This window comes from Bacillus sp. FSL W7-1085 (genome assembly GCF_038595035.1).
Taxonomy (GTDB): Bacteria; Bacillota; Bacilli; order Bacillales; family Bacillaceae; genus Bacillus; species Bacillus altitudinis.
In genome coordinates, this window is record NZ_CP152000.1 from 2,710,613 (window position 1) to 2,725,893 (window position 15,281).

Annotated in this window: 16 protein-coding genes; 6 read left to right on the forward strand and 10 right to left on the reverse strand. The window is 41.2% G+C overall.

Features of this window, described 5'->3' with window-relative positions; translation table 11 throughout:
- Nucleotides 1-120: 120 nt before the first annotated feature.
- The gene (locus tag MKY11_RS13930) at nt 121-342 is read left to right on the forward strand and encodes a DeoR family transcriptional regulator (protein ID WP_008356419.1); all 222 of its coding nucleotides are present in this window, start codon (nt 121-123) and stop codon (nt 340-342) included.
- Nucleotides 343-465: 123 nt separating this feature from the next.
- On the opposite strand, the gene MKY11_RS13935 is transcribed toward MKY11_RS13930, so the two are convergent.
- Together MKY11_RS13935 and MKY11_RS13940 are read right to left on the reverse strand one after the other, a co-directional pair.
- On the reverse strand, nt 466-1,182 hold the full coding sequence (locus MKY11_RS13935; RefSeq protein WP_017367874.1) for a pseudouridine synthase: 717 nt from the start codon (nt 1,180-1,182) through the stop codon (nt 466-468).
- A 15-nt stretch (nt 1,183-1,197) separates the two neighbouring features.
- Entirely contained in the window at nt 1,198-2,820 is a 1,623-nt protein-coding gene (locus MKY11_RS13940; protein WP_017358331.1) for a polysaccharide biosynthesis protein, read from the reverse strand.
- 175 nt (nt 2,821-2,995) lie between these two features.
- Here MKY11_RS13940 and MKY11_RS13945 point away from each other — a divergent pair, with 175 nt between their 5' ends.
- From MKY11_RS13945 to MKY11_RS13960, 4 genes are all read left to right on the forward strand, one after another.
- Nucleotides 2,996-4,267 carry an NAD(P)/FAD-dependent oxidoreductase gene (locus MKY11_RS13945; RefSeq protein WP_050827578.1) on the forward strand — a complete coding sequence of 424 codons (1,272 nt, stop codon included), beginning with the start codon at nt 2,996-2,998 and terminating at the stop codon, nt 4,265-4,267.
- Nucleotides 4,264-4,461 carry a hypothetical protein gene (locus tag MKY11_RS13950; RefSeq protein ID WP_008343027.1) on the forward strand — a complete coding sequence of 66 codons (198 nt, stop codon included), beginning with the start codon at nt 4,264-4,266 and terminating at the stop codon, nt 4,459-4,461. The genes MKY11_RS13945 and MKY11_RS13950 overlap by 4 nt, the downstream gene beginning before the upstream one ends.
- A 140-nt stretch (nt 4,462-4,601) precedes the next feature.
- Nucleotides 4,602-6,134, forward strand: a complete 1,533-nt coding sequence (locus MKY11_RS13955) for a BCCT family transporter (protein ID WP_041093413.1) — start codon at nt 4,602-4,604, stop codon at nt 6,132-6,134.
- Between the two features lie 133 nt (nt 6,135-6,267).
- Entirely contained in the window at nt 6,268-6,792 is a 525-nt protein-coding gene (locus MKY11_RS13960; RefSeq protein WP_017358334.1) for a CbrC family protein, read from the forward strand.
- Nucleotides 6,793-6,977: 185 nt separating this feature from the next.
- Here MKY11_RS13960 and MKY11_RS13965 read toward each other — a convergent pair whose 3' ends face one another.
- The 7 genes from MKY11_RS13965 to MKY11_RS13995 all read right to left on the reverse strand — a co-directional run bounded on the left by MKY11_RS13965 (nt 6,978) and on the right by MKY11_RS13995 (nt 12,263).
- Nucleotides 6,978-7,160 (reverse strand): sporulation protein Cse60, encoded by a 183-nt coding sequence (locus MKY11_RS13965; RefSeq protein WP_003217582.1) that lies wholly within the window; start codon nt 7,158-7,160, stop codon nt 6,978-6,980.
- A 103-nt stretch (nt 7,161-7,263) separates the two neighbouring features.
- On the reverse strand, nt 7,264-7,575 hold the full coding sequence (locus tag MKY11_RS13970; protein ID WP_017358336.1) for a rhodanese-like domain-containing protein: 312 nt from the start codon (nt 7,573-7,575) through the stop codon (nt 7,264-7,266).
- 54 nt (nt 7,576-7,629) lie between these two features.
- Nucleotides 7,630-8,313: a YesL family protein gene (locus MKY11_RS13975; RefSeq protein ID WP_039168385.1), complete on the reverse strand. Its 684-nt coding sequence runs from the start codon at nt 8,311-8,313 to the stop codon at nt 7,630-7,632.
- A gap of 24 nt (nt 8,314-8,337) precedes the next feature.
- Nucleotides 8,338-9,627, reverse strand: a complete 1,290-nt coding sequence (locus MKY11_RS13980; protein ID WP_342501497.1) for a Gfo/Idh/MocA family oxidoreductase — start codon at nt 9,625-9,627, stop codon at nt 8,338-8,340.
- A gap of 18 nt (nt 9,628-9,645) precedes the next feature.
- Nucleotides 9,646-10,170, reverse strand: a complete 525-nt coding sequence (locus tag MKY11_RS13985) for a hypothetical protein (RefSeq protein WP_060781306.1) — start codon at nt 10,168-10,170, stop codon at nt 9,646-9,648.
- On the reverse strand, nt 10,167-11,279 hold the full coding sequence (locus MKY11_RS13990) for a glycoside hydrolase family 105 protein (RefSeq protein WP_342501498.1): 1,113 nt from the start codon (nt 11,277-11,279) through the stop codon (nt 10,167-10,169). Before MKY11_RS13990 ends, MKY11_RS13985 begins: the two co-directional genes overlap by 4 nt.
- 18 nt (nt 11,280-11,297) lie before the next feature.
- Complete coding sequence (locus MKY11_RS13995; protein WP_008343019.1) at nt 11,298-12,263, reverse strand: sugar ABC transporter permease; 966 nt, start codon at nt 12,261-12,263, stop codon at nt 11,298-11,300.
- 231 nt (nt 12,264-12,494) lie between these two features.
- Between MKY11_RS13995 and MKY11_RS14000 the strand changes: the two genes are divergently transcribed.
- Nucleotides 12,495-14,795 carry a helix-turn-helix domain-containing protein gene (locus MKY11_RS14000; protein ID WP_144680029.1) on the forward strand — a complete coding sequence of 767 codons (2,301 nt, stop codon included), beginning with the start codon at nt 12,495-12,497 and terminating at the stop codon, nt 14,793-14,795.
- Between the two features lie 35 nt (nt 14,796-14,830).
- Here MKY11_RS14000 and MKY11_RS14005 read toward each other — a convergent pair whose 3' ends face one another.
- Entirely contained in the window at nt 14,831-15,202 is a 372-nt protein-coding gene (locus MKY11_RS14005; protein ID WP_008343017.1) for a helix-turn-helix domain-containing protein, read from the reverse strand.
- Nucleotides 15,203-15,281 lie beyond the last annotated feature (79 nt).

The following is a 15,281-nucleotide window of genomic DNA, read 5'->3' on the forward strand; positions in this document are numbered from 1 at the left end:
AGAATAAAACATTAAGAAACACGAACATTTACCATTGTTGCATGTCCTTATGTCGCAGTTTTAGTGTAGTAAGTTGTGGTTAGTCAAGTCCATCCGATCTTATTGATAGGGAGTGGTTTTTTGAAACCTTCAACAAACCGTATGATGACTCGAATAAAATCAGTTTATATGTTCATTCAAGAGAAAGGTCTTGTGACGACACAAGAGCTGGTTGATGAATTCGGGATCACACCTAGAACCATCCAAAGAGACTTAAACGTGCTTGCCTATAACGATCTTGTTCATAGTCCAAGCAGAGGCAAATGGGAAACAACGAGAAAAAAAGTAAAAATATCATCATAAGCGAATAATGAACTTCCATATAACAAAAAGAACCGGCGATATCGCCGGTTCTTTTCATTTTGTTGACAAAGGGCTAAAATCAAGTTCATTTTAGCCCTTTGTCTTCTTTTCTTTTTCTCTATATTAATCACGATTGATTAAGCTGTCTAACTCTTCCTCCGTCAATTCACGGTATTCTCCTGGCGCCAGATCTTCGTCTAATGAAACAGCCCCCATCGAGAGCCGTTTTAAAAAGATCACTTCATTGCCGACTGCTTGTGCCATCAGCTTCACTTGATGGTACTTCCCTTCAGTAATCGTTAAACGGATTCGTGTATCTGCCTCTTGGTTGGCATCTACTTCAACCTTCGCCGGCTTCGTTCGGTAGTCGTCTAAAATCACAACTCCCTCTTCAAGACGAGTGATGTCTTGATCTCCAAGCGGGTATTTTAGATGAACTTCATACGTTTTCGGGACATGCTTTTTCGGAGATAACAATTGATGAGCAAGCTGGCCGTCATTTGTAAGGAGGAGGAGACCGACTGTATCCTTATCCAGTCTCCCCACAGGGAATGGCTCCCTTGCAATATCCTCTGGCTCTAGTAAATCAACAACCGTCTCATCTCGCAGATCCTCCGTTGCTGAAATGACACCGTCTGGCTTGTTCATCATGAGATAAATGAATTCTTTATACTCTACACGCTCTCCATGCACGAGCACTTCATCATTTGTTGGATCGACATGATCTTTCACCTGCTTCGCCACTTCTCCATTCACTGTGACAGCCCGGGCCTTGACCAGCTTCTTTACATCTTTCCTTGAACCAAAGCCGGTATTGGCCAGCAATTTATCAAGCCTCATGCTTCTCCACCCCTTCTAACTCTTTTTTCTTAAAAATGACGGCATCCGGCTGCCAAGTACACGCTCTAACAATCCAACTTTATAAGATAAGAACATATACACACCGCCGCCAGTAATCATTGAAATCAAAATAACAATACCAGCTTGTATGATTCCGCCTTCATATGAAATGACTTGACTTACAAGCTGACATGTCACATAAGCCACTACAGCCATGATTGCTGTTAAAATACCAATTAAAATAAACCGTTTGAAAATCCTGCGGAACGAATAGCCTGCATGGCGCTTGATCATGATGAACATATACAAAATCGAGGCACTGTAGCCTAATGCCGTTGCAAGCACAGAACCGTTTCCTTGCAACCAGCTAATCAGCGGGATATTGAGAACCGTTTTAATGATAATCCCTAACAAAAGACTGACGATCGCAAATTTTTGTTTGTTAATCCCTTGTAAAATCGCTGCGTTAATGGTGAATAAAGAAAACAGTAACGCAACAGGTGCATACCAAAACAAAATAGAAGTCCCAATCTCAGGATGCACAGACGGATAGAAAAACCAATAAACTGGTCCAGCCAATGCCGAAATACCAAATGAAGCAGGCAGAACGAAGAATAAAATGACCTGCATCGTTTGATCAATTTGTCGATTCAGCAGCTTGTAATTTCGCGCTGTAAAGGATTCCGTTATGGTAGGAATCAATGTTAAACCAAATGCAGTTGCAAGTGACACAGGAATCATGACAAGCTTCGGTAAATATAACGTCACAATAGACAGAACCGCTGTACTAATATCCTGATGTCCTGATGCAATCATCGCTCTGTTAATTGTATTTGTATCAATATAAGAATAAATCGGAATGGCAAGCCCAACAAACACATAGGGTGCTGCATAACTGAACAGCTCTGTAAACATTTGCTTATAAGATAATCCAGAATAGTCCCCTGTATTCGGCTGCATTGCCAAAAGCCGATCTTTCCGCTTCAGCCAATATAAATAAAGCGTAAATAGACCGCCAAACGCACCAATGAGTGCGGCAAATGTGGCATAACCAACCGCAATAACAAGACCGCCGTCAAGCACTTTTAAAATGATAAACGTCGCTGTTAATAGGAAGATGATTCTGACAAGTTGTTCGATGACTTGGGAAACAGCTGTCGGGCCCATCATCGAGTGTCCTTGGAAAAACCCTCGCACAAGACTCATAATGGGTACAACCAATAGACCCAAACTGACCATCCGAATCACATAAACCACTTGATCGACCGTCAAACCGCCCGTTTCATTCGATCCTCCAAGCTGAATCTTGGCAAAGATCGGTGCGGTCAAATATAAAATAGAAAAGGCGATAATACCGGTGACAAGCATGACCGACATACCCGCCCTGAACATTTTTCTTGTTGTCTCATAATCGCCAATTGCATTATATTTAGAGACGAATTTCGATACCGCTGTTGGAAAACCGAGCGTAGCAATACTTAAAAAGATCGTATACTGATTGTATCCATATTGGAATAGCGCACCACCAGTCGCTCCGACCATTGCGCTAAATGGAATTAAGTAAATCATACCAAGAATACGAGAGAGATAAGTCCCTATCGTTAAAACCAACGTACCACGAAGCAGTTTATTAGACATGCGCTTAACCACCATTTTTCTAATGAATATTCAACTTAACTATTTTAACACATCATTTCATCGCACAGGTAACAAATCCAATACAGAAGTCACAAAACCAATCAATTCATATTTCAGCCTTCCCCAATCTTCGTTATAATAGAGAAATGACTGAAAGTAGAAAGAGGAATGTAACATGAAACATTATGATGTCATTGTCATTGGCGGTGGACCTTCTGGACTGATGGCCGCGATTGCATCGGCAGAACACGGTGCATCGGTTCTGTTAATTGACAAAGGAAACAAACTTGGCAGAAAGCTCGCCATTTCTGGCGGTGGACGCTGCAATGTGACCAATCGCCTTCCAGTAGAAGAAATCATCAAGCATATTCCCGGAAACGGCCGTTTTCTATATAGTGCATTTTCTGAGTTCAATAACGAGGATATTATTTCGTTCTTTGAAAATCTAGGTATTGAACTAAAAGAAGAAGACCATGGACGTATGTTCCCTGTCTCAAACAAAGCACAATCTGTTGTGGATGCCCTATTAGATAGGCTCCGTGTGCTCAATGTGACCATTCGAACGAATGAAAAGATTAAAACCGTTCTGTATCAAGACGGACAAGCAGCTGGAATTGTTACAAATAATGATGAAAAAATTTCAAGTCATGCCGTTGTCATTGCTGTTGGCGGGAAAAGTGTGCCGCATACAGGCTCTACTGGCGATGGCTATGCATGGGCAGAAGCCGCTGGTCATACCATTACAGAGCTCTTCCCAACCGAAGTACCCGTCACGTCAGACGAGCGTTTTATTAAGGACAAAGTGCTTCAAGGTCTTTCATTAAGAAGTGTGGCCGTGAGTGTTTTAAATAAAAAAGGAAAACCCGTCGTCACTCATGTCATGGATATGATCTTTACACACTTTGGCTTATCAGGTCCTGCCGTTCTGAGATGCAGCGGATTTGTTGTGAAGGAACTGAAAAAGCAGCCGGCCGTCCGCCTTCAAATTGACTTATACCCAAAGCTCAATGACGAGGAGCTATTCCAAAAGCTTCATCGCGATCTAAAAGATGAACCAAAAAAAGCCATTAAAAATGTCCTGAAATCTTGGATGCAAGAGCGCTATTTATTGTTCCTTTTAGAACGAAATGGCATTGATCCGCAGGAGACATTTTCTGGTCTGGCTAAAGATAAACTGCGCGCTTTTGCTCATGATTGTAAACATTTCATCGTCCATGCAAATGGGACGCTTTCTTTAGATAAAGCCTTTGTTACAGGTGGCGGCGTTTCTGTCAAAGAAATTGAACCGAAGAAAATGGCATCCAAAAAAATGGCCGGTCTTTATTTCTGCGGAGAAATTTTAGATATTCACGGTTACACAGGTGGTTACAATATTACGTCAGCACTTGTGACAGGCAGGTTAGCTGGCATGAATGCCGCACTAGAAGTAAAGGAGAGATTTCAATGATTAGACGCGCACTTCCGATTGTCCTTGCAGTTGTCATTAGTTTGACAGCCGCTTTCTTTATGAAGCTGTCCATTACCCCGTTAAAAATCGCCATTATTTTAGCGTTTACGATTTTCGCAGTTTGTTTAAAAGAATATGTCTACCGTCTGCGCAAACGAATTGAAGAAAAGTCATCTTCACATATCGATGGTTGATAAATGGAAGCAAAACATGTTACGGTAAAATAGAGGTCGAGTGAGAAACTCGCCTCTTTTTGTTTGAAAATAGTTGAGACAGGGGATATTAAACAAAATCCTCTGCTTAAACGTGTAGAACAACAGGAGAGTGAGATGGTGTGAAAAACGTATCAAGTGTATTTTGGATTGTGATTGCTATCACATTTATTGCCGTTCTATGGGGAGCCTTTTCTCCAGAATCACTGCAAAATGTGACAGATCAAATTCAAACATACATTACAAATGACTTTGGCTGGTATTATTTATTAGTCGTATCGCTTCTAGTCGGCTTTTGTCTATTCTTTATCTTTAGCCCTATCGGAAAAATTACGTTAGGAAAGCCAGGTGAAGAGCCTGAATTTGGTCTTTTTTCTTGGTTTGCCATGCTATTTAGTGCTGGAATGGGTATTGGGCTTGTTTTTTACGGAGCAGCTGAACCGATCAGTCATTATGCGATTCAATCACCAACGGGTGACACTGAAACTGCACAAGCCTTCCGTGATTCCCTTCGCTATACTTTTTTCCACTGGGGACTTCATGCATGGGCGATCTATGCCATTGTTGCGCTTTGCATTGCATACTTTAAATTTAGAAAAGATGCGCCTGGCTTAATCAGTGCAACACTGCAGCCAGTTTTAGGAGATAAAACGCACGGATGGATCGGAAAAACCATTGATTGTATTGCTGTGTTTGCGACAGTTGTTGGTGTTGCAACGAGCTTAGGATTAGGCGCAGCACAAATCAATGGCGGATTGGATTATCTATTTAACATTCCAAATGCCTTTAGCACACAATTGATTATTATCATCATTGTGACGGTGCTCTTCCTTGCATCTGCTCTTAGCGGTATTGGTAAAGGGATTAAATATTTAAGTAATATCAACATGGTATTAGCAGCTGTTCTGATGTTTTTCTTACTTTTGGTAGGTCCAACAGTTTATATTTTAAATTCATTTACTGACTCTATTGGACAATACTTATCCAACATCGTTCAAATGAGCTTTCGCTTATCTCCAAATGACCCTGAAAAGAGAGAATGGATTAACGGATGGACGATCTTTTATTGGGCATGGTGGATCTCTTGGGCACCATTTGTCGGGATCTTTATTGCACGTGTATCACGTGGACGAACCATTCGAGAGTTTTTAGTTGGTGTGTTAGTTGCTCCATCTATCCTTGTATTTCTTTGGTTCTCTATTTTCGGTGTTTCTGCGATGGACTTACAGCAAAAGAATATTGTCGATGTTGCAGGCCTTTCTACGGAAACCATGCTTTTTGGTGTACTAAATGAATATCCGCTGGCAATGATCACATCGATTCTAGCTCTTATTTTAATTGCGGTATTCTTTATCACATCAGCAGACTCAGCTACATTCGTTCTCGGAATGCAGACAACCTATGGATCATTAAATCCATCCAATAGTGTAAAGATCAGCTGGGGTATTATCCAGTCAGCAGTTGCGGCAGTGCTCTTATTTTCAGGCGGTCTTGAAGCCTTGCAAAACACAGCCAAACTTGCTGCTTTACCGTTCTCTGTTGTCATCATTTTAATGATTGTATCTCTGTACAAATCATTAAATGAAGAACGAAGAGCGATTAAACAAGCAAATAAGTACAATAAACCAAGAAGTCCAAGAGTAAAAAAAGCATAATCATCACAAGAGAAAAGTCGTTCCTCATCCGAACGGCTTTTTTTCTCGTTGAAATAATTGAAGATTGTCATGACATCGCGTATTCCGATAAAATAGTGTTGAATCATCACTTTTCTACATAATGGAGGTTTATATGACGTTACCTACGTTCAAGTACAACCCAGACCCAGTTTCATTACATGTGATTAAAAAAGAGCAGACGATATGCCCCGTTTGTGAGAAAGAACGAGATTATGTATATCATGGTCCTTTTTATTCTGTTGAAGACGTTTCTGGCATTTGTCCTTGGTGCATTAAAGATGGATCAGCTGCTCAAACATATAATGGAATGTTTCAAGACGATGTGAGTTGTGATGACGTCGATCATGAAGAATATATAGATGAACTGATCTACAGAACGCCGGGTTACCGCGGATGGCAGCAGGAATATTGGTTAAGCCATTGCGGGGATTTTTGCGCGATTGTGCAGTATGTTGGATGGAAAGAAATTGAGCATTTAGAGGAAGAACTCTCAGAGGATATTGAAGAGATTTGCAGTGGTGGACATTTCACAAAAGAGAACCTGAAACAATGGCTCGTGAACGGAGGAGACTTACAAGGCTACCTCTTTCAATGCGTTCACTGCAAAAAGCATCGTTTACATATTGATGCTAGTTGATCATGTCAAAAGGACCTTTATTTTAGCCCTTTTTCTTCTTTTCAGCGTGATAGAAAACCTTTGCAGACTAGGAAGGACGAGTACTGGCGCGGAGCGAATTTGACATTCGTGAGCACCAGCACGCAGGACTGACAACGAATGCGAGGGTTTGTCTACACGCTGAAAGGACCCTTCAGCAGGTCCTTTTATTTTTTATATAAAATGAGCGCTGAAAAACAGTAGAGCTGCTCTCCTCCTTGCTCACAGATCACCGCCACATTGTATTTGATGTCAATAATTTGGTCGTCGTCCATTCCTTTTAAAAAAAGATTGATTTCGCTTTGCAAATCTTTCTCGTGTTCTTCATCAAATACAGCTACCTTCAGCACATATGCCACTCTCCCTTCTCTTGCTACTCTATTTTTATGCAAATAGAGACGGACATATGAACAAAAAAAAAGCCTTCCATCTTGTCGATGAAAGGACTTCTTTTTACAGCTTTGGTTTTGTTTCTCCTGTCCATGCAAGCATGCCCCCAACGACATTGGTTGCTTGATAGCCTTGGTCTTCTAAGAAATAGCAGACATTCTCACTGCGTTTACCAGAACGGCAAATAATATAATACTCTTGCGTCTTATCAAACGCATCTAGCTTCTCAGGAATATCGCCCATTCGAATATGGACTGCCTCTGGAATCATGCCTTCTGCTACCTCTTCATCCTCACGCACATCGACGAGTTGAATGGCTTCTTCTTGCTCTAGCTTTTGCTTTAATTCTTCTATTGAAATTTCTTTTACTGACACGACTCTCATCTCTCCTTTTATTCACGGTGACACCATTATAGCAAATCATACACATCACTGCGTATTCACCCGCTTGGATTGAAGGAAAGACGGGAATCGTTTCTTCACATCAACTGCCGGCTGCTCACTTTCAAACTCTATCTTTTTAAACACTTGATAGGCTAGCCACATGTGGCCATATGCGAGAATGCTGATGCTAAAAAACGGCACGATCCCTGGCAAATAAGCAAATAGGATAAAGAGAACAGCCGAGAAAACGAGCATAGAGAGCGTATATTGCAAATACGAGATGCCAAGCAGAAGGGAAAATTTCAAATAAAGACGCTTTTTCCAATCATAATGAGCCAGCAGCGGAAAGATATAAAACAAGCTGACAATAAACAGAAAACCAAAGATATAGATCGCAAAGCGAAGCACGTGTAAAAACCAACTCGTTGGATAAATATAAGCAAGGTCTACATAAATAATTGTCCCGATGATGACCAGCACCACTCCAATGACATTAGAGCGTACAAATTCTTCGCGGTATACTTTCCAAAAGGTTTGAAAGACGCTGACTTGCTCGTGCCCTTGTATCCACTTTCTCATCACAGAAAATAACGCTGTTGTTGCAGGCATGAAGCCAAGGATTCCAAGCCCAAGTAAAGTGAACAAAAGCCATAACAAATTCGTATAGGCGAGTCTCATCACCCACTCACACATGCGCAGCATTCTACTCATTGATCCATCATGATCCATCTCTCTTCCCTCCTCTCTTTCTCGTTACACCGTCTCTTTTTGAAACAATTCTTCTATTTCAATCGGGCGTTTTTCTGCAACTGAGCGCCACATGCCTTCGCCAAGTGCAATGGAATAAGCCCCCGCCTCTGCTCCTGCCGAAATGTCATAAGGAATGAGCGGATCTTTTCCTAAAAATAAATCTGCTAATAATAGCGGATCTCCGCCTCCATGACCACCTGATTGTTTCACAACTTCAATCGTTTCTTTTCCACCAAACATCGGGTAGTATGCAATTGTCTGTTCAGGGAATTGAAAAGGGATTCTCGATGGCACATGAAACTCATTTGTTTCAATCCGTCCCTTCGTCCCGTTAATCGCAAGCCGGTAGCCTTCATATGGCGCTGAAAATTGAATCGAATAACTTAACAAAGCCCCCTGATCATAAGCCACTGACGCCACATATGTATCCTCAATATCAATTTCCCGATCAAAAATACAAGCATCCGGGCGATAATTTGAGTATTGCTTTGACTGCTGCTCACCCGATTCAATATGGTCATCCTCCACCTTTGTGCGCTCTACCCGCCGATTCCACCTTGCTTCATAATGACAGGTATCTCTTACATGACAGGTTCCACAATATCGATTCTCTTCACCCTGCAAAGGATTCCAAGGACTTTCATCCCCATAATAATTCAGTGCGCCATAGGCAAATACTTGCTTCGGCTTTTGATCAATCCACCAGTTGACCAAGTCAAAGTGATGGGTCGATTTATGAATAGACAGACCGCCTGAATATTGACGCGAGCGGTTCCACCTTTTAAAATAACTGGCTCCGTGATACGTATCAATGAGCCAGCTTAACTCAACAGACGTGACCCTTCCAATCTTTCCATCTAAAATGAGCTCTTTTATCTTTCGATGGAATGGATTGTAGCGATAATTAAAGGTGACGGTGACCTTCCCTTTGCTTTCTGCCTCTTTTTCCATCACCTGTTTGGCGTCTTTTGCTGTTGTGACCATCGGCTTTTCCGTTATGACATCCAGATCATGATCCAGTGCCTGCAGGATATATGTGACATGTGTATCATCTCGCCCCGCCACAATGACGATATCTGGTCTTGCTTCCTTCACCATCTGACCAAATGCATCCTCATGAAAAAATGAGACGCCCCTTAGTGATGGAAAACGCTCCTGACAAAGTGTATACCGCTTCTCATCTACATCTAAGAGCCCTGTAATCCTGTAATGCTCGTTGAAATCCTCGGTGAGCGGTTTGATAAACATATTGAAGGCACGGTGACTGAGCCCGCAAACAGCGACCCTTTTCACATTCCCCCACCCCTTTTTCTATTGGTTTTCACGAAGCTGCTTCATGAGAGACAGTGCCTCTTTAGATTTCTCCGCATACACAGGAATGAAGGCGACCATATCTCGGTGTAATCGAAAGGTATAGCCATTTAGCTGCTTTGTTCCTTTCTTGATTTGGACCGCATAATCGACTGTATTTCCCGTCTTTGCATCTTCCACCGTATATGGTCCTGCCCCTTCGCCATCTATCCGCATCTCTTCAAGCAGCTGAAAGCTTTCAGAATCATCATATGTTCTAAACATTTCTTCCGGGACAAACATCACGTCCCCCTCTTTTGCAGTTATTTCAACAAGAAGTTTTTCAGGAATTGCAGGGAAGATGTGAACGTCGTATGTCTCCTGATTTGGTTGAAAAGCTTTCTCCACTAATTGGTCTTTCATTGCTTTTGACATGTCAGAAAAAATAAGCACATCAATCCCCTCTGTTTTCCCCTGACAGGCGGACAAATAAAAGGCAGCGATGAAGCTGAGGAGCCATGCCGCAGCCCTTTGATGCCGCCTCATACCTTTTGAAACACAGACAGCTTTTCTAGTTCAGTTAACGCCATAATAAAAGCGCCTGCTCCATGCAAATCATTCGTGCTCCGCTCTCTGCCAACGTAATAGTCATAAAATCCCGCAGATGTTCCAATACAAATATCGTTCACCGTAAAATCGCCGTTGTCTTTTTCCTCCGTTTTATACTGAATCAATCCTTGATACGCTTTGACCACGTGATCAACATATCGAAGACTGACATATCCTTCATTCATGGCTTTTGCCATTGCATATATGAATAGACATGACCCTGAGCTTTCAAGCCAATTGTCGCTATGACTTCCTTTATCAATGATTTGATGCCATAGACCCGTCTCGTCGTCCTGATATTTTGCCACACTTTCCAGCATATTTGTCAGTGTGTCCTTCCACACTTTTCGTCCTTCATGTCCTTCTGGTAAATCTTCGATCATATCGGCTAACGCAAGGACATACCAGCCAAAGGATCTTGCCCAAAATTCTGGGGAACAACCCGTCTGTTGATCAGCCCATGGCATCACTTTCCGTTCATCCCATGCATGATAGTAAAGGCCCGTTTTTTCATCTTTGGTATGCTTTCTCATGAGATGCTCTTGATGGATGACCATGTCCACCAGCTCCGATTCTCCTGTCAACTGGGCATACTTTAAAGCAAAAGGCCCACCCATATAAAGACCATCTAGCCACATTTGATAGGCATAATTGTCTTTATGCCAGAAACCGCCCTCAGACGTGCGATTCAGCGTCCGATAAAGCCCACGAAGCTTTTCTGCTGCCTTCCCATACCGCTTCTCTCCCGTTCTTTCAATCAGCGGGAATAAAATGAGCCCTGCTTGAATGGCATCAAGCTCGTCTCTGCGGAATAACAGATTCCCATGGTCATCAATGAGTGAGTCAGCATAATTTTTCACATAATCAAAGTACGCCTCGTTTTCTGTTGCTTCGTAAAGCTTCATCACTCCGCAAAGGAAAACCCCTTGATGATAGTGCCACCTTCCAGCTGGCGGAAGTTCAATCGGTGTATACGCTTTCATTATTGTTTGTGCTAATTTCTCTGCATGCTCAAGCGGTGATCCCTTTTCAATCGATAATGTCATTGGTCTTCATCTCCCCTTTTAATAAATCCCTTCTTCTCCAAACTTCTTCGCTAAACGGTTTGCCATCATGACCAAAATAAGTCCAACGGCTGCTTTAAATAAACCAACAGCGGTACTATAGCTGAATTGTCCTTGCTTCAGACCAGCTGTATACACATACGTATCAAAAATCTCTGCGACTTCCCTGTTGGTCGCATTGAGTAATAAATAGACATGTTCAAATCCAAGCTCTAATGTATCACCGATTTTTAAAATGAGCAGTACAACAATGACACTTTTAATCGCAGGAAGGGTGATGTGCCACATTTGTCTGAGTCTGCCGGCTCCATCCATTTTTGCTGCTTCATATAGCTGCGGATCTACTGCTGTAATCGCTGCAAGATAAATAATGGTTGACCAACCCGCTTCTCTCCAGATTACCTGCAAAATGTACATGGGTCTAAACCATTCTTGACTAAGAAGGAAGTTAATCTTTTCTCCTCCGAAGAAAGCAATCAATTCATTGATTAACCCGCCATCTACCGTTAACAAAACAAAAGATAAGGACACGACAATCACCCATGACATGAAGTGAGGAATATAAATCATTGTCTGAACAAATTTCTTAAACAGTGCCAATCTGACCTCGTTTAAAAGAAGGGCTAATAAGATTGGAATCGGAAAGAAAATCACGACATTCATGGCAAATAAAATGAGCGTATTTTTTAATAAGATGAAAAATGTTGGTTCTGTAAATAAGCGAATAAAGTGTTTGAAGCCAACCCACTCACTGCCAAGAATTCCGAGAAACGGCTGGTAATCTTGAAAGGCAATGATCAGCCCCCACATAGGGACATATTTAAAGACAAGAAAATAAAGGAGCCCTGGCAAAATCATTAAATACAGAAATTTTTGACTAAGTAATTGATTAAGTAAGCGCTTTCTCTTTTCTTTTTTCAAAGCTGCCGCAGGCACACCCTTGGCAGTGACATCCTGTGTTTTCACAGATAAAGCCTCCCCTCATGCTGATGCATGTGTTAACTGTATCTTAAGGATGAAAAATCCGTCTACAATCATATCATCAGATCATATTTACTCAGGGGAAGCTACTCAAAACGTTACATAAAACATAAGAAAATGATCCTAATCTCAGAAAATGATTATTGACAAACCTACCAGATTTTTGGATTAATAAACTAAGGGGAAAAGATTGTTTCGTTTGAAATGGGGGGTTTTATGAAAAGAAAGCAGTATAAATTTTATTACAAGCTGGTGACGTTTTTTTTCGTGCTTAGTACAATTCCTGTTATTATTGTCGGTATTTTTTCTTATCAGCATTCGCAAAAAACTGCACTCGAAAATATTTCAAATGAAAAGCTGGACAGCGTCAAACAAACGCAATCCAATATTGAGCATATTCTAAAGACAGTAGATCATTCTCTCACTCACTATGTCAGTTCGCCGCCTCTCCTTCAAACACTGGCAGAACCTTTAAATCCAGACCAATTCCAACTTTATAATCAAGTCCAGCAAGAACTGAATTACCTGCAAACCTTCGACACCGATCTCTCCAATATTACACTTGTTAGTAAAATGGAAGATTGGTATATGAACAATTCTGGTCTTTATCATGTCTCAAACGGAGATCAAGAGAAAGCGTTAACCTCTTACCTCAATATTCCGAGTCATTCCAGCTGGGCACTTGAAGAAAATAATCCACTTGTCTCAACAAAAGAAGGAAAGACATCCTTTTGCAAATACAATGTGAATTTAATCAAGCAGCTTCCGATGAACAGTGTCCAAAAGAAGGGGATCGCCGTCGCCAGCATTCCAAGCTGCGTGATTGCTGACAACATGCCTGACTTCTCTCAATCTGATAGTATGTTTGTCATTGATACAAACGGAAAAGTGCTGCTACATAATCGAAAAGAACAAATTGGTGACTCGTTAAAAAATCAAGATTTCGTCAAACATGTCCTGTCACTTGAAGAACGATCCGGACAATTTGATATGAAAATCGATGAACTAAACTATCAAATTACGTTTCAAAAATCAGATTATAACGAATGGACATACTTATCCTTTGTCTCCATTCCAGAACTAAAGCAGCAAACGAAATCAATCGGGTGGATCACCTTTATTATTTGCTTTATTTTGTTAGCGCTTTCATTATTATTTTCATGGTTTGGCTCTAGACACTTTTATAAACCGATTCGCTTATTATACGAATCCTTTGCACGTAATGAGTCGTTTTTGCATAAACAGCCTTTCCAAAATGAATTTGAGCTCATCGAATCGAGCATTAAACAAATGAAAGATCAAAACAATGATCTAGAGGAACGGATTGAGCAGCAAGTGACCCACTTACAGCAATACTTTATGGTGCGGCTGCTGCTTGGCAAACTGACGGAAGAAGAGATTCACAACCGATTTCAAAGTCTAGGCTTTCCTCGTGACTGGTCCCATTTGTCCATGCTTGTGACCCAAATCGATACACTAAAAGGAACGCCGTATGAAAAAAAGGATGCAGACTTGCTTTTATTTGCGATAAACGGACTGATTGAGCAGATTATTCCGCTAGAGGAGCACCTTCAGCCGACCGTTGTCAATCAGCATCAAACGACGATTGTTCTCAATCAATCGAAGTCAGAAGAGGAATTTACTGAATATTTAAATCAATTAGCCGAAACAATTCAGCAGCGGATTGAGGAAGAGCTGGGCTTATCGATCAGCATTGGGATCAGTCGCTCATTTAAAGAGCTCTCTATGGCCAAACATGCTTATATTGAGGGAAAAGAAGCCTTAAAATATAGGCTCAAGGCAGAGAAAAAATCCATTCTTTTATACGAGCACATTCAGCAAGGAAAGACGTTTAAGACTCATTTCCCAAAACAGCTGCAGCATGATTTATTTGATGCCATTAAAGCAGGCGATCAAGGCAAGGCAGATCACTATTTACATGTGCTTCTGCAATCCATTTTTTCTAAAAATGCTGGACCACATGAGTACCAGATTGCTCTCGCTCGTTTTTTAAACAATCTCATCGAGCTGATGCATTTGCTAGGCATTGAATTGTTTGAAGTCGAAGATAATAAAATGCTCTATGATACGATCTTTGAGTTTAAAACGTTTGAAGATACAGAAGCGTGGCTGAAACATGAGATCATTCGACCCATCATTGATCAGCTCGGCGCGCGTGAAGACTCTCAATATAAAAATATCTCAGAGAAAATCATTCATATCATTCATCAAGAATTTGACTCAGATCTGACATTGGACGAAATCGCTACACGCCTGCACTACAATCCAAATTATTTAAGTAGTATTTTCAGAAAGGAAATGGATATCTCCTTTAGTGAATATCTCTCGTCTTACAGACATCATGTCGCCAAAAACTGGTTGGTGGAGACGGATATGTCGGTGAAAGAAATTTCGGAAAAGCTAAAATATAAAAATCCGCAAAATTTCATCCGCTCCTTTAAAAAGCTGGAAGGCACAACACCTGGGAAGTACCGTGATCAGAAAAAAGGCATATAAAGCAAAGTCCCGCTCTCACAAGAAGCGGGACTTTTTTATTTAAACTGTTCATTTAGAATACTGTCTTCCAGCACTGAAAGCGGCTCGCCATACACTCGTTCAATATGGGCTGCCCCCCAATCACATAACGCATTCAAAATTCGCTCAAGTGACTGTCCGTATTCACTTAATTCATACTCCACTTTAGGCGGCACTTGTTCATATACAATGCGGTTAATCACACCGTCATTTTCAAGCTCTCTCAGCTGCTGTGTGAGCATTTTTTGCGTGATATTTGGCATGAGGCGCTTCAGTTCACTCGTCCGCTTTTTCCCATGTGTTAAATGACATAAAATGACACACTTCCATTTCCCGCCGATCACTTCAAGCGTTGCTTCCACAGAGATATTATATTTCTTCTTTTCCAACGTCTCTTCACTCCTTTTGATGCTGTACAGGCACTTTTTAGTACCTATATTACAAAAAAGTACGTACTTTTTTTTCTGT